This is a genomic window from Paenibacillus sp. FW126-R14, from assembly GCF_058789495.1.
Genome location: NZ_JBYTBS010000005.1, coordinates 168622 through 186015, shown reverse-complemented (window position 1 = coordinate 186015; position 17394 = coordinate 168622). Strand labels below are relative to the sequence as shown.

Sequence of the window (17394 nt, the reverse complement as noted above, 5' to 3'; positions counted from 1 at the left end):
TTATCATACTTTATTTGCCAAGTTGAAATGCTTCATCTATACTAATATATAGATATACGATGCATCGAATACATACATATAAGAGGAGATTCTAATGAAAATTAATAAGGAATTAATGAAGGGAAGCACGGTCATCTTAATCCTCACGCTTTTGAATCGAAAAGATATGTATGGCTATGAAATGACAAAAGAGATGGAAACTCACACGGACGGCGTCTTTACACTAAAAGAAGGCACCTTATATCCCATCCTTCATATGCTTGAATCGGAGAAATACGTGGAAGCTTATTGGGACGAGCATGAGGGACGTAAGCGGAAATATTATCGGATTACGAAAATGGGCAAAGATGAGCTTCATCTGAAAAGGGAAGAATGGTCGCTCTTTCGAAACACAATCGATCGTGTTTTAGGGGAGGGCGGCGTATGAATGCAATACGACATCATGACGAAATCCGCTTCTTTTTGAACGAAGTCTGTTCTCATATCAAAGCAAGAGAAGTCCATAAAGAAGTAAAAATGGAACTAGAAAACCATCTTGAGGATTTAATCCAAGAGAAATTAGAAGGTGGAACAGACATGGATGACGCGATCAGAGAATCAATTAGCCAAATGGGTTCTCCTGAGATCATTGGTCTCCAAGGTGCATCGCCCTCTTTTTGATTGGAAGTTATTTTCTCTGTTATCGGTTTTCGTTGTATTAGGACTGTTTGCTGTCTATGCTGCACAAGCTTCTCTTTCTGCCCGGGTAGGTTTCGCTTCCATAGGCTTGAGACAGATTGTTTATGTCTGTATTGGAGTGGTGCTTATGCTTATTCTAAGCTTTACAAACTATCGTAAATGGGCCAAATATTCATGGATGCTTTATATTGGTACTATCGTCATTATGCTTTACAGCTTGAATACAGGGTCGACGGTCAATGGTGCAAAAGGCCATATACAAATCTACAGTACAATAGGAGTTAACATCGTTTCCCTCTCGCCTTATTTACTGCTTATAGCTCTGGCGGGTATTTGGACTCAACAACGGGAAACATTGAAAACAGAGACTTTAACTCAAACATATACACGAGTCATTTGTAAGAATATCGCTACTGTCTGGCTGCCTAGTGTGCTGTTACTAGCTGCTCCCTCAATTACGGACTTTGTTTTATTTTTCATTGGGAGCCTCGTTATGCTTCTTGTCTTAAAAAAACATCGCGTTATTCTATTATCTCATTTGTTCATTTTCCTTATCTCATTGTTTATTTTCATTTTAAGTCAACTCTCTTATCGCATGGGAAGGCTAAAAGCTTTCTTTTTGCCAGATAATCAGTTGAACTATATGATTATTCAATCCAAAAAAGCCATTGTTTCTGCCGGTTGGTGGGGGCAAGGTTTTGGATCGCCTCTGAAATCCTTGCCTAACCTTCATGATGAAATGATGTTTAGCTTTCTCATCTATTGCTTCGGTTGGGCTGCAGGTATCTTTATTTTTATGGCGGTGATTCTATTCATCTTTCGCGCTTTGTCAATTTGCACCAACGTGAAAGAAAAGTATGGGAAAGCAATGGTATCGAGCCTTCTGACCTTATTTTCCATACAGTTTATGTGGAACATGATGATGAGTCTGGGGTTGGCCCCATTGGGCTCGTTTACACTGCCATTTATTAGTTATAATGGTGCTTTGGTCATCATTCACTTTGCAGCAATTGGAGTTATCTTAAACGTATATAGGCGAAAGAATCTAATTTTCGTGCGATAAACCCCCGAAACGTCGTCGATCCGGCAGCACAAGCGCGGCTCAATCCACTGCGTGCTGCCCTCCTTTACCATGCACATCGGCTTAACTAACTCGAGAAATACTTCCTCGTCCGCTTGGGCAATGCCCGCTGCCATTTGGCTAATCCCTTCCAAATTCCATGTGTATCACAAAAGTGGAACAAATCATAGATTTACCGCATAGCGGAAATCGAACCGGCACGCTAAGATTTATTGATAAGCTTCCATTATGATTCGAGAAACCACTCCTCTTTACTTATGAACTCTAACACCTGTAAATATTAAACTAATATAATAAAATTTTCTATATTTTCAATAAAATATATCGTATATATTTTACTTGTAACCCCGAGGAGGTGGCTAATTAGATGGTTTCGATTTTTGGGTAAGCAATTGACCTTGATTTGGAAGCGCTTTAATCCATGAAAAATTCGATCTTTAGGAGGCTATCGAGTTGTTATTGAGACGAATAAAGAAAACGGCTGCTACACTAGTCGCTGCTCTTCTGATGTCCGGTATTACGCTGAACGTAATGGCTTCTGAACATGTACCTGCTAAGTCGCTATCGCAAAGTAACGTCGCCCCTTCTCCTGTGCAAATTATTCATGCGCAAACCTACACAGACAAATCCGGCAATATTATCACCGAAAAAGATCTTGCCCCTGACGGCGAAAGCATACGTTCCAACGGAATCGGAAATTGGGTCAAGTATAGTTCAGTAGATTTTGGCAATGGAACTATTGACTACATGATGGCGGTGCTGTCGTCCTCTAGCGGAAAATCCGTAGACATTAGAATCGACTCGCCAAATGGGAAGCTGATTGGCACTTTGAATCTCTCCGCCACCGGAGGCGTTTATAAGGAACAGTATGCGTCGATCTCCCCTGTTTTCGAGAAGCATGATGTGTATCTGGTATTTTCCGATTCAGCCGATGTCAGCATAAGCTGGTTTGTATTTGGCAAAAATCCCGACAATGAAACGGAAGCCGGTAAAACCGAAAGGATGAAATGGTTCCAAGACGCCCGCTTCGGCCAGTTCATTCATTGGGGAGCTTACTCGGTCCTTGCAGGAACTTACAATGGGGTTCGCACGAGCGGAGATTCCGAATGGATTATGAGCAATATGCGTATTCCGAAAGACGACTATTTGGCACAGGCCGTTCAGCCGTTGAATCCCACCCAGTTTAACGCAAAAGATTGGGTCGACCTCATGAAGAAGGCCGGGCAGCAATATGTTGTCATTACATCCAAGCATCACGACGGCTTCAGCATGTTCGATACGCAGGTCAACCATTTCAAAGATTGGAGCATTGTGAATACGAGCGCTTATGGCAAGGATCCAATGCTTGACCTGTCCAAGGAAGCCAAAAAACAAGGAATCAAATTCGGCTTCTACTACTCCATTATGGACTGGTCCCATCCCGCCCAAGATAACACAGGCCAATTCTCTAATAATATGAAGCCAGGGATGAAGGACCAATATGTGTCGGAGATGAAAGCTCAACTGCGCGAATTAATTGAAAAATATGACCCGGCTCTCTTATGGTTTGATGGGGAATGGAACAGCTGGTGGACCAAACAGGACGGCAGAGATTTGTATAAATATCTCCGGACGATCAAAAACGATCTGGTTATCAACAACCGGGTCGGGAAAAAAGAGGAAGACGACGGCGATTACGGCACACCGGAGAGAACAATTCCGGCAAACGGTTTGCCCTATCCCTGGGAAACGTGCCAAACCATCGCCGATTCTTGGGGCTACAGATCGTGGGACAGCTATAAATCGGCCAAAACCTTGGTCACGGAGCTGGTCAGCACTTCATCCAAAGGCGGCAACTATTTATTGAATATCGGTCCGATGGCCAATGGGCTGATCCCGGATCAAAGCATCGACCGGTTGACCGCAGTAGGCAAATGGCTTGATGTCTTCGGCGAGAGCATCTATGGAACTAAGCCGAATGTATTCTCGTCCAAGCCTTCGTGGGGATACGTCACGACAAAGCCGGGCAAAGTGTATCTGCATGTGATGGATTGGCCGGCAAACGGGAAGCTGGAAGTTCCTAAGCTGGCGAACAGAATCAACCATGTCAATCTCTTGAATAAACCGGGGGAATCTTTATCTTATTCGATGAAAGCCGACGATCTCGAAATATCCGTTCCGACCGGCGCCCCGAATGACATTGACTCCGTCATTGTGATCGATGTGGCCGGAGATCCGCAAGGATTCCCCTCTCCTTTCGCTTCCTTGCCGGACCTTGCGCTAAACAAACCTGCAAGCGCGAACGTGCAGTACAGTTCCTCATACAGCGCGGCGAAAGCGGTAGACGGGGATCCCGGCACCAGATGGGCAACGCCCGATGCGATCAGACCCGATGGCTGGTGGCTGGAAGTGAACTTTGGCAGCCAAACAACCTTTAACAGTTTGCTGATTGATGAATGGTTCGATGACGACGATCATATGCCCCGGATAACGAACTACAAAATTCAGTATGACGACGGTGGACAATGGAAGGACGCCTACACGGGCACGACGATTGGCGCAGGCAAGATGATTACGCTCGATCAACCGGTTACCTCGTCCAAGGTAAGGCTAAACATTCTTTCGGTACGGACCCAGCCTGTCCGCGGTCCGACCATCAACGATCTCAAAGTGTATAACTATCAAGGTGCCTCGCCGGACCTGGCTCTAAACAAACCTGCCAGCGCCAACACGCAATGGAGCGCCTCATACAGCGCAGCCAAAGCCGTAGACGGGGATCCCGGCACGAGATGGGCAACGCCCGATGAAAACAGGCCGGATGGCTGGTGGCTGGAAGTGAACTTTGGCAGCCAGACAACCTTTAATAGTTTGCTGATTGATGAATGGTACGATGACGACGCCCATGTGCCCCGGGTAACGAGCTACAAAATTCAGTATGATGACGGCGGGCAATGGAAGGACGCCTACACGGGCACAACGATTGGGTCGGGCAAAGTAATCACGCTCGAACAGCCGGTTACTTCTTCCAAAGTAAGGCTGTACATTCTTACTGTGCGAACTGAGCCCCTGCACGGTCCAACCATCAACGATTTCAAAGTATTTAACTATCAAGCATCCTCAATCAAGCCGGTCATTACAATTCTTGGGGATAAAACCGTGAAAATCGTGGCTGGGGATACGTATACGGATGCGGGAGCGACAGCGATCGATTATAAGTACGGGGATATTTCAGATCAGCTCCGTGTAAATCCTGCCGCACTCGATACAAGCAATCCGGGCATTTACACGGTAACTTACAACGTTAAAAACGAAGAGGGTACAAGCGCACTGGAAGCTTCAAGAAAAGTGATCGTAGCTCCCAAAGCCGTTACGATTACAAATGGAGCGGGAACCATAACTGTGCGTAATGCGATGGATACAGCCCGATTAAAGCTGTATAATCGATCGAATCAAGTTGTGGATGAACATGATGCTTCCCAAACCCTTCAATTCACATCGGTGCCGGTGGCAGCGGGGTATTATGTCACTCAAACGGTAAATGGCGTGGAAAGCGGTCCGTCGAATATCGTTCAAGTTGGCGATTCGCAATTCGTGGGAGCGACTTTAACAGGTCCCGCTAGCGTCATATCCGGTCAACCGTTGTCTCTGACTTTTGGATTAAGCAGTGTGTCCGAAGCGATCTACGCGGAAGATGTAACGTTCACCTATGATCCGTTGAAAGCGGACTTTGTATCTGCCGAGCCGCTGCATGAAGGCATTCAAATCATCGATAAAAAGGCAGGGAACGGCCAAATCCGGATTCTGGCGGCGAGTTTAGGCGCGGCTCATGCGGTGAGCGCAGATGGGGATTTGCTGAAGTTGAATTTCTTAACCAAACCGGTTAGCGAGAAGGCACCGGCAGAAGCCGTATTCACCCTATCCAAGGCAGTCATCGCAGCCAGTGACGGAAAGGAATCGGAGCTGCAGGCCATAACGCACAACGTCACAATCACTCATGTAGACACAAAACCGGGCGATTTGAACGGTAATGGAACAATTTCCATCGGAGACCTGGCCCTGTTGGCCAAGGAGTATGGCAAAGATTCCAGCGATCCGGATTGGGAACGAATCAAGCACATGGATTTCAATGGGGACGGCAAAATTGACATTGCCGATCTTGCACTTTTGGCTAGGATGATTCTGGAAGAAGTATAATTGTGTACCCGCCATGCAACCCATGCATGGCGGGTTTTCTTGAATTCGCTCCGTTTGGGAACTACTTGGCGCTTAACTGGCTATCCATCCATTCAAAAGCTTGCCTAAGCTCGTCCTTCGGAACATGCGCATACCGGTCACCGATCGAAACCTCATAACAGCAGGATGTTTCATTCGTCTCCCTGACATAATGAGTAAAGCCTACTCCCGTCGTCTCATACAGGTTAATTAGCAGGGATTCCAGCTTCTCTTTTGGCATGTCCACATGAACATGGAACATGTTCGTCACAGGCTCAAGCGGTTTCGTGGCAACGCCGGGGAGCTGATTGTACAAGGCGGCAAGCTCTTTCGCTTCCACATAGTACTGATCCATCTTGTGCAGCCGCTGTTTGAAATAATAGCTGGCGCTAAGAATGTACGGATACAGGCTGATTAAATCGCCGCCGTGGCGCCTTTTCCACACTTTCGACGCTTTCGTAAATGTCTCGTCTCCTGCAAGAATGGCCCCTGCAATGCCGCCGATTCCCTTATAGAACGAAACATACACACTATCAAACAGCTCGCAAATTTCACGGGCAGACTTCTGATAATAAGGCAGAATCTCATACAGCCTGGCGCCGTCCAAATGCAGTTTAATGCCATGACTGCGGCAAAAGGCAGAAATCTCGGTCAGCTCTTCGTAAGCAGGAAGCTGTCCGCCGATTTCCCGCTGCGGCAATTCCAGCAGCAAACAAGCGATTTTGTCTTTCATTTGAAGCACGTCTTCCAGACGGATCAGCCGATCTTTGTCACCGAGCAGCACAGGCTCGATATGGTGAAGCTCCTTTAAGCCATCTTCTTCGTGGATTTCCAGATGACTCAAAGGATGATAAGCGACCTTCTTCACGCCTTGATTATCGCACCAAATTCTTAGGGCAATTTGCTGGGCCATCGTTCCGCTAGGGAAGAATACGGCGGATTCTTTGCCCAGATACGCAGCCATTTCCGCTTGAAAATCCTCTATTAACTTTCCGGTCCCATACATGTCACTATCCATATTTCCATCAATATCCTGTAAGGCTTCCAGCAAGACTTGAATATTTCTTTTGCCGTGTCCGCCCAATGGGTACTTGGTTAGATGAAATGCTGCTAGCAATGGATTGATTTTGTTCATTTGTATCGTACTCCTTTGTTTGTCATGACTCCTACTTGGTCTCGGATCAGCAATTGGATTATAATCGAGCTAACGCTAATTCGAAAAGGAGATTCGATCATGAAGGAAGTCCTCATCGGTCCCAAAGATCAATTTACAACTTTTCCAGTGGAGGTTCAGCTTGAACGGGATCTGTATTTCTTGATGCAGCTCGACGATGACCAATACAGCTTGTATGGAAGTATTTGCCCTCATGGCGGCTATACCGTGGACCTCATTGACGGAGAGCTGGAGTGCCCCTTGCACGGATGGACCTTTGAAGTGCATACCGGACGCTGCCATAACGTGCCCAGCGCCAGACTCGCCACTTATAACGTCATTCTTCGAGACAACCTGCTGTTCGCTCAGATGGCATGACCTAACGTATATTTTACCAGTGGTCAAGCTATAATAACAGCTATTGTTATCAAATGAACGGCTGCAGGAGGCTTAATGTCCGACAAAGTGACGAGAAGCAAGTCCAAAGGAATGAAGTGGTGGCAGCTGAGCCTGCTCGGAGCCGCCTGTACGATCGGGACCGGCTACTTTCTAGGCTCCGGCATTGGCATTCAACTGGGCGGCACATCGATTATTCTCATGTTCATGCTTGCAGCCTGCGGCACTTATCTTGTCTTCGACGTTCTGGCCCGGATGACGGAAGCCGACCCTGAGCAGGGCTCGTTTCAAACTTATGCGGCCAAAGCCTTCGGGCGCTGGGCAGGCTTCAGCAGCGGTTGGGTGTACTGGTGCTCTGAACTTTTAATTATGGGAAGCCAATTAACCGCTTTATCTTTTTTCACCCGCTTCTGGTACCCCGGGGTACCGATGTGGGTCTTTGCGTCGGCCTACGCCCTCTTAGGCCTAGGCGTTATTCTGCTCGGTACGCGTGCATTTGAACGCGCCGAGCATATTTTTGCCATGATCAAAGTATCTGCCATCGTCATGTTTGTGATCATCGCAGGTGCCGCCCTCTTTGGTTTCATTGCCGGCACCTTTCCGCCGAAGTTTCCAACCTCGAAAGCAGCCTTGCTTCCCAAGGGGCTGCTCGGGGTTTGGTCTTCGTTCATCTATGCCTTCTACGCGTTCGGCGGCATTGAAATCATGGGCTTAATGGCCGCCAGACTTAAGCGCCCCGAAGAGGCCCCTAAGGCCGGAAACATGATGATTCTTCTACTATCGATCATCTATCTCGCCTCTTTAGCGCTTGTCATGGCCTTGGTCCCGCTGCATGCGCTGCAGGGCAAAGAAAGCCCTTTTCAAGCTGCATTGAACGCCTACCGGCTCCCCTTTGTTCCCCATGTATTTAACGCGATCTTAATCATTGCCGGCTTTTCGACGATGGTCGCCTCGCTTTTTGCTGTCACAACGATCCTTGTCACATTAGCGCAAGACCGCAATGCTCCCGCGATATTCGCGAAACAATCCCGCGGCAAACGCAAAATACCGTTCCCGGCCGTTGGATTCACAACCGGAGGAATAGCGGCGGCGGTGCTGATGGCTCTTTTGCTGCCTGAAGAACTGTACGCCTATATCACAACGGCGGCAGGCATTATGCTGCTGCTGAATTGGCTGTTCATCCTTCTTTCATCAGGACGTTTATTGCGCTTATCGGCATGGGGGCAAATCAAAAGATATACAGGCATGCTCCTCATCCTTACCGCTATTGCAGGTACCGTCTTTCATTCAACAAGCAGGCCGGGTTTCTGGATTTGTCTCGTGTTTATCGTAATAATTGGTGTGATAACGGTTGGAATGAAGTTCAAATCCAACAATCGTGAAGGGGCTATATAGCGTTAAGCAAAAAGTGCCTGGAAAGCTTTTAATCCGAAATGCAAACCAAAGCCGATCAGGGATAAGCCTGATACGATCGAGATCGCCGAAAGCCCGCGAGGCGTAAGAAATTTACGAAATCCACTGGCTAAGGAAGCCATGACAAGATCCCAAAGTATGATGCCGACGAACATAATTCCCGTATACAGCAGCACGTGGGTTCTATCATACTTAGCAACAGTTTCCGCTAACACGGACCCATAGATTCCTAGCCAAAAAAGGATAGATAAGGGAGAGCTGATCGCCATCATAAAGCCTGCGAAAAAAGACCGGGTCAGCGACTCTTGGGAGCTATGGCCTGCAGCTTTCATTTTACCGGCACTAATCACGCTTTCGATCCCTGAATAAAGTAAAATAAAACAGCCAAATAACCACAAGAATGTCTTCATAAACGGTGTCGTTAAAAAATGGACAAGGCCAAAGTAAATGAGGATGATCAAAATCACGTCAGCGAGCATTCCCCCTACGCCCACCATCCAAGCATGAGTAAAACCGCGCTTTATGCCTCTGTCGAGCATGGCCGCATTAATGGGACCAATTGGCGCGGAAAGCGATAATCCGAGCAGTAAGAAACTTAGCATGATATACATCTCATTCACCCATTCATCGGTTAGACATTTAAGCCTATCGGCTCGTAATATTCTATTCTTCGGGCAGGGCTTGTATAACTTTGAGACTCATTTCAGTCGTAAAAAAGTGTTTGACATTGACGCTGCGTAAAGCTGTACAGTTACATTGTCAGGAGGTGAACAGATGGAATACACCGTGCAAAGCCTGGGCAAGTTGGCAGGCGTAAGTACCAGAACGCTTCGCTATTACGACGAAATTGAACTACTTAAGCCGGCAAGAATCAATTCCTCGGGATACCGCATCTATGGCCAGGCGGAGGTTGACAGGCTTCAGCTCATCCTTTTTTACAGAGAACTGGGTGTGAATTTGGATCGAATCAAAGAACTGATTACCGCCCCTGCCTTCCATGCAGCCGATGCTTTGAAAGAACACCGCGAGCAGCTCCTCGACAAAAGAGCCCAGCTTGATGCGTTGATTGCCAATGTCGAGAAAACGATTGCTTCACACGAAGGGAGAATATCCATGACCGATAAAGAGAAATTCGAAGGCTTCAAGCAACAGCTTATTGATGAGAACGAGAAGAAATACGGGGATGAAATTCGGGAAAAGTATGGCGACGATGCTGTCAATTTCTCCAATCAAAAAGTGAAGAACATGACCCAAGATGAGCATGAAGAGGTTGCGCGTCTGGCGAATGAAGTGGCCGCTTCCTTATCGGAGGCTTATCAAACAGGCGATCCGGCAGGCGAAGAAGCGCAAAGAGCTGCCCATTTGCATAGACAATGGTTGTCCTGCTACTGGAATCAGTACAGCAAGGAAGCTCATGCCGGTCTAGCCCAAATGTATGTCGATGACGAACGGTTTAAAGCTTACTATGATCATAAACAACCTGGAACTGCACAATTTCTGAGAGATGCCATACACATTTATACAGGTTATAAGAAGTAAAAGCGTTGTGACCGGGACACTAGCAGTTTTTCTACTCTATGATTCAAACATCCAATTTTTTAGAAGAATCCTGCATAGAATAGTATTGTACCAACAACCAACAACCAGCAGCCATGTGTATCATCCTCCAACCCCCAAAAAAGCACAGAGCCCTCAGGGCCCTGTGCTTTTCGGTTATGACTCTGCTGCGACGCCGACGCCAATGGGTTTGACCAGCGCCTTGCTCTCCCATACGCGGCTTCTCCAACGCAGATACATGATCAAGCCCCGCAGCCATTCGTCGACAGCAAAAGCAATCCATACGCCGAGCAGCCCCATCTGCATATGAATGCCAAGCCAGTACGCAAGCGGCACCGCTACGCCCCACATGGATAGAACCCCCATGGCAACAGGAAATTTCGCATCGCCCGCAGCGCGGAGGGAATTAATAACGACGAGATTAAAGGTCCGCCCAGGCTCCAGAATGACGCTTAACAACAATATTCCCGAGCCCATCGCGATAATTTCCGGATTGTCCGTGAACAACCCGAGCAGTTCTTTGCGGAACAACGATGCTATACCTACAACCACAAAGGTCAGTAAGAAAGTAATCCGCAAACTCCGGATTAACTTATGATACGCGGCCTTAAACTCCCCGGCGCCAACCATATGGCCTACGATGATTTCCGTCCCCATGCCGATCGCCATGCCAAGCGCCATAAAGTAATTCGTCACATTCATGACGTACACGTGCGTGCTTAATGCAACTTGACCGATAATATTGACGAAGCTCACGATCATTAAATATTGAGACTGCCAAGACAGGTGCTCGCCGGCCGAAGGGAGCCCGATGCTCAAAATTTGCTTCACGATCCGTTTGTCAAACGTCAAATAATCTTTGAAGCGAATCGGAGACGGAATCCGTCGGTATAAGATCACAAAAAGGACGATAATTCCAAGTAATCGGCTTATGACCGTTGAAACGGCCGCGCCTGTCACACCCCATTCAGGGAATCCAAGGTTCCCGAAAATGAGCAGGCTGTTGCCGGCTACATGTATCAGGTTCACCCCGAGCGTCACATACATCACATCCCGGGTTTGACCGTTCGAGCGAAGTACGGAAGAAACGGCATACGACAGAGCTTCAACCCATATAAAAGCGCTAATCAGGTTGAGATACTTCTTGGCGATCGCAATCTGGTCTGGCGCCAAATTCATAAGCTTCATGATCGATTCGCCAAAAACGACAAGGACGATACTGACCGCGATACCAAATAGGAGATTAATGGTAATGGCGAGCGCGGATATACGGCTGGCTTCCTTGGCTCTGCCTGCGCCTAAATTTTGGGCCACCGCTACGCTCGTTCCGATGCCGACGAAGCCGAACATCAGGATGCAGAAGACGATGATTTCATTCGCTAACCCAACCGCTCCGGTTACTTCATCTGAGATCCGACTGAGCATGAACACATCCGCAGTGCCGAGCATCATCCGCAAAACGGAATCGATGAAGATCGGCCACGTAACGGCGAATAGACTGAGCTTTTTCCAAGTTGCAGTTGATGGGGTGTCTATCATTTTGGTATGCTCCTCAATTTCAAATGCTATTAGTTTAGGATACGTAAGCGATTTCAGTCAAATGTTACTATAAACCAATAAAAAACCTTGGCTATCTCTCTTCCGAGGATGTCCAAGGTTTACTAGGATTGACCAATTATTTGACGCGAACCCATGCTCCGCGATTGTCTGCCGACTCAATTTCGGCTTCCGCAATGACGATGCTGTCCATCGTGCTGAACGGCGTAGCTGTCGCAATGCTTTGTCCGGAAATAAGCGTTTCTACGAAATATTTGAGCTCTTGGTAGTAGCCCATTTCCGCCGAAAGCTCAGGGCTGAAGCCAGGTCCGTCGTTCACGTTCACTTTCAGGCCGTCCGCTGTGAAAACGATGTTCCCTTTTTCAAAGTTAACCCGGAACTGCATATCAAAGCCGTAGTCTCCTTGCAGCGTCCAATCCGCCTGTGCGTTAATCACCTTGCCGTCTTCGTACAAATAGTTCGTGGACACAAGGTCATACCCGCTGCCCGGAACAACGTTGCGGGCTAAGCTGGAAACCGATTCCGGCTTGCCGAACAACCAGTTGATCATATCGATGTCATGAACGTGCATGTCAAGGAGAGCCCCGCCGCTCTTCGCATTTTGCAGCAGCCATGGTCCCCAAGTCGGCGTGCCGCCGCCGCGGTAGAAATACCCGGCCAATACTTGGCCATACGTTTCGTTTTGCACGGCTTGTTTCAAATACTCATAGGCCGGCCAGAAGCGCAGACATTGCCCGATCATCAGCTGTTTGCCGTTCTTTTCAGCCGCTTCAATCATTTCCTTGCACTCACCGGCATTCAGCGCCATTGGCTTCTCGCACAAAACATGAAGACCATGATTCAAGCATTGAATGGAAATGTCTCGGTGCAAAAACGTAGGCAGCGTCATGTCCACACAGTCCAGTTCTTCTTTTTCAAGCATCTCGGCTACACTGGTATACTTATTGTAAACGCTGAAGTCGATGCCGGACGATCCCGTGTCAATGTTGCCGCCGGAGGCTTGACCTTCCAGCTTGGCGATATCAACATCGCACAACGCGACAACTTTGATAGGAACGCCTTCCGCCTCAAGGCGAATATAGTTTTCCAGATGCGTTCTTCCCATAAAACCTAGTCCGATTAATCCGATTTTCAACATGGCTTATTTCCTCCCCAAAATTACGTCCATCGCACCTGATGTATTGTAAATGATTTGCTGACCGTGGTGCGTATAGCCAGGAATCATCTCAGCGATCACATAGTCTTCATATCCGATGGCTGCAAGAGCTTTCACAACTTCCGGGTAATTCACATCGCCGGCAAGCAGATCCACGAAACCGTGCAAGCCTCCCGCCGCGCGGCGGTAATCTTTGAAATGCACTTTTTTGATGCGGCTGTTCAAAATGGAAATCCAATGTTCCGGGTAACCGGAATATAAGACATTCCCGACGTCGAAGTAGGAACCGACATACGGAGAATTGATTTTATCGATAAAGTCTCTCAGCTCCAGCGGCGACAGCAAAAACTTGTTCCAAACGTTCTCGATGCCAATGGACACTTTCAACGATTCCGCCGTTTCCGAAAGCTCTCGAATGCCTTCCAGCGCATACTCATACGCTTGATCGTAAGGGACAACTTCGGAGTCCGGGATGAAATCGACCCCAACGGCGCCAGGCACAACCAGAATCGTATCCACGCCCAAAATCGCTGCGCTTTCCAGCTGCTTTTTGACGATGTCTTTCGCTTTTTGACGTGTACCGGCATGTCCGCTTGTTAAGGCGTATGTCCAGTACAGGCCGCTGGCCAAGCTGGTTAGCTCAATGCCTTTGTCGTCCGCAAGCTGGCGGTACTGCTTGATTTCGCTTTCATTGCTTTCCAGGCTGAGCTCCCCTGTTTCGTTCAAAGCCAGCTCAATGCCGTCGAATCCTGCGTCTTTCGCTACCGCTATACATTGCTCCACATTCATGGAGCCTGGGAATGACCAAATATTGATCCCTTTTTTCATCGTTATCTCCTCCGTCTCTTGCCTTTATTATAAAAGAGGCGAAGCGGATTAGATTTATCCAAAAAGCCGATTTATTTGCACTTTTACAAAACCGAATATGTTAAAATAAGGCTGGTTCCTATCACCGGCAAGCCCCTTAGAAAGGACGGACAGCATGGAATTCCCGCGCATACAACTACAAGAATCAATAACCATTCAAAATCTCATTTCCTTTCACTATTTCGAGTATGCCAAAGGATATGTATTTGACGGCGAGCAGCACGACTTCTGGGAAATTCTCTATGTTGACAAAGGAGAGGTCGAGGTTCGGGCCGACGATCAAATCCACACCCTGCAGCAAGGGCATATGATTTTCCATAAACCGGAGGAGTTCCATACCGTCAGTGTAAAACACGAGCATAAGCCGCCTAATCTGATCGTTATTTCTTTCGAATGCGCATCGGAAGCGATGACTTCATTGGAAAATAAAATCGTACCCTTGGGAGACCGGGAGAGAAATATGTTATCCCTCATCATCCAGGAAGGGTTTCAGGCATTTCTGCCGCCTTTTGACCGACCTACCGTTCACATTCTTGAGCGGAATCCGGAGGCACCTTTTGCCAGCGAACAAATGATCAAATCTTATTTGGAAGCCTTGCTTATCACGCTGATTCGCAATCAGAAACAGGCCTCCTCCTCCATAGATGCCTCACTCAAATATAAGCAATCCTCCTTGCAAAAGGAAAAAGCCGAGCAGCGCATTGTTCAGCAGATTATTGCCTATTTGCAGGACAATCTCTCGCAATCTTTTACGCAGGATCAGCTATGCCAAACGTTTCACTTAGGCAAAAGCCGGTTGAAGGAGCTTTTTCACACACAGATGCAAACCGGCGTTCTGGAAGCTTTCAAAGCCTTGAAAATTGAACAAGCCAAAACGTATATCCGAGAAGGCCGGTACAATTTCACTGAAATTGCGGCCATGTTAGGATATGCCAGCATCCATTACTTTTCCAGAGACTTCAAAAAAACCGTGGGCATGTCGCCTTCCGATTATGCCAAATCCGTTAAGGCGCGTGTGTGACGATGCGCTCCCTCATCTGAGGCCTGCTTGCAACCGGCAAGCAGGCTTCGGCTTTAGCCCCCTTATCTTGAGACACGCCAAAGGGAGGGAGAACTACGTTCCCTTATTAAGGCAGAAAGCGGAATTTCGGGCGCTCTAGGGGAACTACAGGGACTTATTTCACCCTCGTGATGTAACCAACTGCTCGGAATGTTGAAATAGAGGACCGTACTTCCCTTTCTCCTGCCTATAGGGCTGTTTCAGCCGAAATAGCGCCCTGCACTTCCCACTTTCTCCCTCCCCTCGCATATCCATCCCCTTTTGTCTTCTGTCTCAGCACGCTTCGGACACAGCGGCCGTTATCATTGGAAAAAGCGTTGCGTTCCTCTGCTGACGGACACCAGAGTCCTTATATGCCGATATCGGGACGAAATCACTCTCAAAGTGAACAAGCAGCAGCGCTGATGTCCGTTACATGTTCGAAGAGGTCCTTTTCCATCGAATAGGAGCATCTCTGTCCATAGTTGAACGCCACTTTTAACGGTTTCCCTCTATAATAAAAAGCTGCCCCCCAAGTAAAAATCTACTTGAGAGACAGCTCTCCTGAGCATTTATTTAATCACTTTCAACAAACGTTTAGCCGTGCCGTTCGGCGTCTCAATCGTTTCATACACATTCACTGTGAATGGATAGTTGTATTGATCGGTTGTAATGTTCGTTGCATCGATCATTTGTACGCCGGTGATCAGTTTATTTGCACCTGTAAACGTTGCATCCTTAGCACCGAGGACACGTCCCTCGCTATCCACGATCTCGAATCTCAATTTGGAGAAGTTGTTGTCGACAACCACATTCTCTTGTTGTTTGATTTCCAGATCCAGACGAACCTTGTACGTGTACATCAATTGAGCCGTCGTTTGCGTGTTGACAGCCACATCTTTAATTTTCAGATCGAACGGATACAAGGAAATGCTGGAATCCGTTTCCTGCTGCAGATCCGTTTGCAGCGCTGCGATCGTCGTCGTGAACGGCGCGGCAGCCGCAGAATCAAGCAGCTTCAAGGAGAAGTTCGTGCTCTGTTCGGATTGCGGAACAATGTAGGAGTAGCTCACGACGTAGCTTAGTCCCGGATTCATCATTGCCGTCACATTCGCTTGACGCGTGCCTTGGTACGTAACGCCCTGCGCATTCACCAATTCGGATAGGAAAGCCGGCATAGCCATAGGCGTCGTGCTCGTGTTCGTTAGTTTGAACTTCGCCACCGCCGTTTGGTAGCCTTCTCCCGGATTCTCATGAAGATGAAGTTCCATTAAGGAAACTTGAGTTGATTTGTCGACCACTTTGGTCAAAGCGTCAAACGCGATCGGTTGGCCGATAGTGTAAGGAACAGCAGCTGAAGTCCCCTGATCTTTCGGCCATGCCATGGCCAGTTTGCCTGTCGCTAATGTCTCCGCTTGGCCTCCGCCCTTAGGAACAAAGGTATCCGTCGACAAGACAAGCAGGTTGGAGAGGGTCACACCGTTTTCCACTGGGATAGCGAAGTGAATATATTTTTTCTCGCCGGCTTCCAAAGTGACCGGGTCCGCTTCAGCGCGTTTTCCTTCATAATTCTTCGTCTCCGATTGAGCATCCAATCGGAAAGCAGGAACCGTTTCGCGGCCTCCGCCAGGGTTGCTGGCCAGGACCGTAACTACGGCTACGCGGCCTGTGGCCGTATTTTGCATGGATGCTTCAACCGTCGAATAGGTAAGCCCGGAATTCACGCCGGGAATCGAAAACGTTTGACCCCATGCCAGATTGTCAAGGTTTTGAGCAGCGGCGCTGCCCGTACCTCCGTACCATACGGATTTGGTCGGCATAGCCAACAGCGTCGTTTCAACCTTCGGATAAGCGTACACATCGACGTTAACGAACGAAAGCTGATCGATCGTACCGATTTCCTTCGAATCGACGGACGTCATGTAAACGAGCTCGCCAATCTCTTTGGGCTGAAGCGACTCTTTATTGGTTCCGCTAGGTTTCAACGTATAGGAAACGCCGCTGGAAGTTTGTACGCGAAGCTCGTGCTCAGGCACCCGGTTCTGTGTAACCCCTCCGTTGTACAACCGCACGGTAACGGAAAGCTGCGAGCCGGACGCGGTTGGCGTCACGGCTACACTTTTCACTGCTGCACGAATGTCACTTGTCAGTCCATAATTGACCGTAGGAGCGGCAACAGGTGCCGGATCGGAATCGGCAGCCCATACGGCGGTGCCTCCCTGCACAATTAATGCGCCTAGCATAATCGCGGTCAGACTGGATTTCCATGGTCTTTTTTTCATGTACATACACTCCTCATTGTGTAG

At 48.1% G+C, this 17394-nt stretch carries 14 protein-coding genes; 8 read left to right on the top strand and 6 right to left on the bottom strand.

The genetic code is table 11. The features are described 5' to 3' along the window. Window positions 1-94 precede the first annotated feature (94 nt). The 4 genes from AC3WRW_RS05465 (at window position 95) to AC3WRW_RS05450 (ending at window position 5932) form a co-directional block, all read left to right on the top strand. Window positions 95-427, top strand: a complete 333-nt coding sequence (locus AC3WRW_RS05465; RefSeq protein ID WP_492545337.1) for a PadR family transcriptional regulator — start codon at window positions 95-97, stop codon at window positions 425-427. Further along, on the top strand, window positions 424-660 hold the full coding sequence (locus tag AC3WRW_RS05460) for a permease prefix domain 1-containing protein (RefSeq protein ID WP_492545336.1): 237 nt from the start codon (window positions 424-426) through the stop codon (window positions 658-660). Before AC3WRW_RS05465 ends, AC3WRW_RS05460 begins: the two co-directional genes overlap by 4 nt. Further along, a complete protein-coding gene (locus tag AC3WRW_RS05455) occupies window positions 581-1741 on the top strand; it encodes an FtsW/RodA/SpoVE family cell cycle protein (protein WP_492545335.1) in 1161 nt (386 codons plus the stop codon). Before AC3WRW_RS05460 ends, AC3WRW_RS05455 begins: the two co-directional genes overlap by 80 nt. Window positions 1742-2212: 471 nt before the next feature. Next, entirely contained in the window at window positions 2213-5932 is a 3720-nt protein-coding gene (locus tag AC3WRW_RS05450; RefSeq protein ID WP_492545334.1) for an alpha-L-fucosidase, read from the top strand. A 61-nt stretch (window positions 5933-5993) separates the two neighbouring features. On the opposite strand, the gene AC3WRW_RS05445 is transcribed toward AC3WRW_RS05450, so the two are convergent. Next, window positions 5994-7085 carry a threonine aldolase family protein gene (locus tag AC3WRW_RS05445; protein WP_492545333.1) on the bottom strand — a complete coding sequence of 364 codons (1092 nt, stop codon included), beginning with the start codon at window positions 7083-7085 and terminating at the stop codon, window positions 5994-5996. Between the two features lie 99 nt (window positions 7086-7184). Between AC3WRW_RS05445 and AC3WRW_RS05440 the strand changes: the two genes are divergently transcribed. Both AC3WRW_RS05440 and AC3WRW_RS05435 read left to right on the top strand, forming a co-directional pair. Continuing rightward, entirely contained in the window at window positions 7185-7481 is a 297-nt protein-coding gene (locus tag AC3WRW_RS05440; RefSeq protein WP_492545332.1) for a Rieske (2Fe-2S) protein, read from the top strand. A 75-nt stretch (window positions 7482-7556) separates the two neighbouring features. Then, window positions 7557-8894: an amino acid permease gene (locus AC3WRW_RS05435; RefSeq protein WP_492545331.1), complete on the top strand. Its 1338-nt coding sequence runs from the start codon at window positions 7557-7559 to the stop codon at window positions 8892-8894. A 2-nt stretch (window positions 8895-8896) separates the two neighbouring features. Here the strand turns inward: AC3WRW_RS05435 and AC3WRW_RS05430 are convergent, their stop codons facing one another. Beyond that, on the bottom strand, window positions 8897-9523 hold the full coding sequence (locus AC3WRW_RS05430; RefSeq protein ID WP_492545399.1) for a LysE family transporter: 627 nt from the start codon (window positions 9521-9523) through the stop codon (window positions 8897-8899). Window positions 9524-9686: 163 nt separating this feature from the next. Here AC3WRW_RS05430 and AC3WRW_RS05425 point away from each other — a divergent pair, with 163 nt between their 5' ends. Continuing rightward, on the top strand, window positions 9687-10451 hold the full coding sequence (locus AC3WRW_RS05425; protein ID WP_492545330.1) for a MerR family transcriptional regulator: 765 nt from the start codon (window positions 9687-9689) through the stop codon (window positions 10449-10451). Window positions 10452-10625: 174 nt separating this feature from the next. Here AC3WRW_RS05425 and AC3WRW_RS05420 read toward each other — a convergent pair whose 3' ends face one another. From AC3WRW_RS05420 to AC3WRW_RS05410, 3 genes are all read right to left on the bottom strand, one after another. Then, window positions 10626-12008: an MATE family efflux transporter gene (locus AC3WRW_RS05420; protein ID WP_492545329.1), complete on the bottom strand. Its 1383-nt coding sequence runs from the start codon at window positions 12006-12008 to the stop codon at window positions 10626-10628. Between the two features lie 136 nt (window positions 12009-12144). Continuing rightward, window positions 12145-13164 carry a Gfo/Idh/MocA family protein gene (locus AC3WRW_RS05415; protein ID WP_492545328.1) on the bottom strand — a complete coding sequence of 340 codons (1020 nt, stop codon included), beginning with the start codon at window positions 13162-13164 and terminating at the stop codon, window positions 12145-12147. Window positions 13165-13167: 3 nt separating this feature from the next. Beyond that, window positions 13168-14010, bottom strand: a complete 843-nt coding sequence (locus AC3WRW_RS05410; protein ID WP_492545327.1) for a sugar phosphate isomerase/epimerase family protein — start codon at window positions 14008-14010, stop codon at window positions 13168-13170. A gap of 154 nt (window positions 14011-14164) precedes the next feature. Between AC3WRW_RS05410 and AC3WRW_RS05405 the strand changes: the two genes are divergently transcribed. Continuing rightward, window positions 14165-15070, top strand: coding sequence for an AraC family transcriptional regulator (locus AC3WRW_RS05405; protein ID WP_492545326.1), 906 nt, complete (start codon window positions 14165-14167; stop codon window positions 15068-15070). Between the two features lie 590 nt (window positions 15071-15660). Here AC3WRW_RS05405 and AC3WRW_RS05400 read toward each other — a convergent pair. Beyond that, the gene (locus tag AC3WRW_RS05400; RefSeq protein WP_492545325.1) at window positions 15661-17370 is read right to left on the bottom strand and encodes a hypothetical protein; all 1710 of its coding nucleotides are present in this window, start codon (window positions 17368-17370) and stop codon (window positions 15661-15663) included. Window positions 17371-17394: the final 24 nt, after the last annotated feature.

What these genes read in the sequence shown, in the direction of transcription:
- AC3WRW_RS05410 (WP_492545327.1), bottom strand. Translation starts at nt 14,010, where the DNA reads ATGAAAAAAGGGATCAATATTTGGTCATTCCCAGGCTCCATGAATGTG.
- AC3WRW_RS05420 (WP_492545329.1), bottom strand. Translation starts at nt 12,008, where the DNA reads ATGATAGACACCCCATCAACTGCAACTTGGAAAAAGCTCAGTCTATTC.
- AC3WRW_RS05425 (WP_492545330.1), top strand. Translation starts at nt 9,687, where the DNA reads ATGGAATACACCGTGCAAAGCCTGGGCAAGTTGGCAGGCGTAAGTACC.
- AC3WRW_RS05405 (WP_492545326.1), top strand. Translation starts at nt 14,165, where the DNA reads ATGGAATTCCCGCGCATACAACTACAAGAATCAATAACCATTCAAAAT.
- AC3WRW_RS05435 (WP_492545331.1), top strand. Translation starts at nt 7,557, where the DNA reads ATGTCCGACAAAGTGACGAGAAGCAAGTCCAAAGGAATGAAGTGGTGG.
- AC3WRW_RS05430 (WP_492545399.1), bottom strand. Translation starts at nt 9,523, where the DNA reads ATGTATATCATGCTAAGTTTCTTACTGCTCGGATTATCGCTTTCCGCG.
- AC3WRW_RS05460 (WP_492545336.1), top strand. Translation starts at nt 424, where the DNA reads ATGAATGCAATACGACATCATGACGAAATCCGCTTCTTTTTGAACGAA.
- AC3WRW_RS05445 (WP_492545333.1), bottom strand. Translation starts at nt 7,085, where the DNA reads ATGAACAAAATCAATCCATTGCTAGCAGCATTTCATCTAACCAAGTAC.
- AC3WRW_RS05415 (WP_492545328.1), bottom strand. Translation starts at nt 13,164, where the DNA reads ATGTTGAAAATCGGATTAATCGGACTAGGTTTTATGGGAAGAACGCAT.
- AC3WRW_RS05440 (WP_492545332.1), top strand. Translation starts at nt 7,185, where the DNA reads ATGAAGGAAGTCCTCATCGGTCCCAAAGATCAATTTACAACTTTTCCA.
- AC3WRW_RS05465 (WP_492545337.1), top strand. Translation starts at nt 95, where the DNA reads ATGAAAATTAATAAGGAATTAATGAAGGGAAGCACGGTCATCTTAATC.
- AC3WRW_RS05455 (WP_492545335.1), top strand. Translation starts at nt 581, where the DNA reads ATGACGCGATCAGAGAATCAATTAGCCAAATGGGTTCTCCTGAGATCA.
- AC3WRW_RS05400 (WP_492545325.1), bottom strand. Translation starts at nt 17,370, where the DNA reads ATGAAAAAAAGACCATGGAAATCCAGTCTGACCGCGATTATGCTAGGC.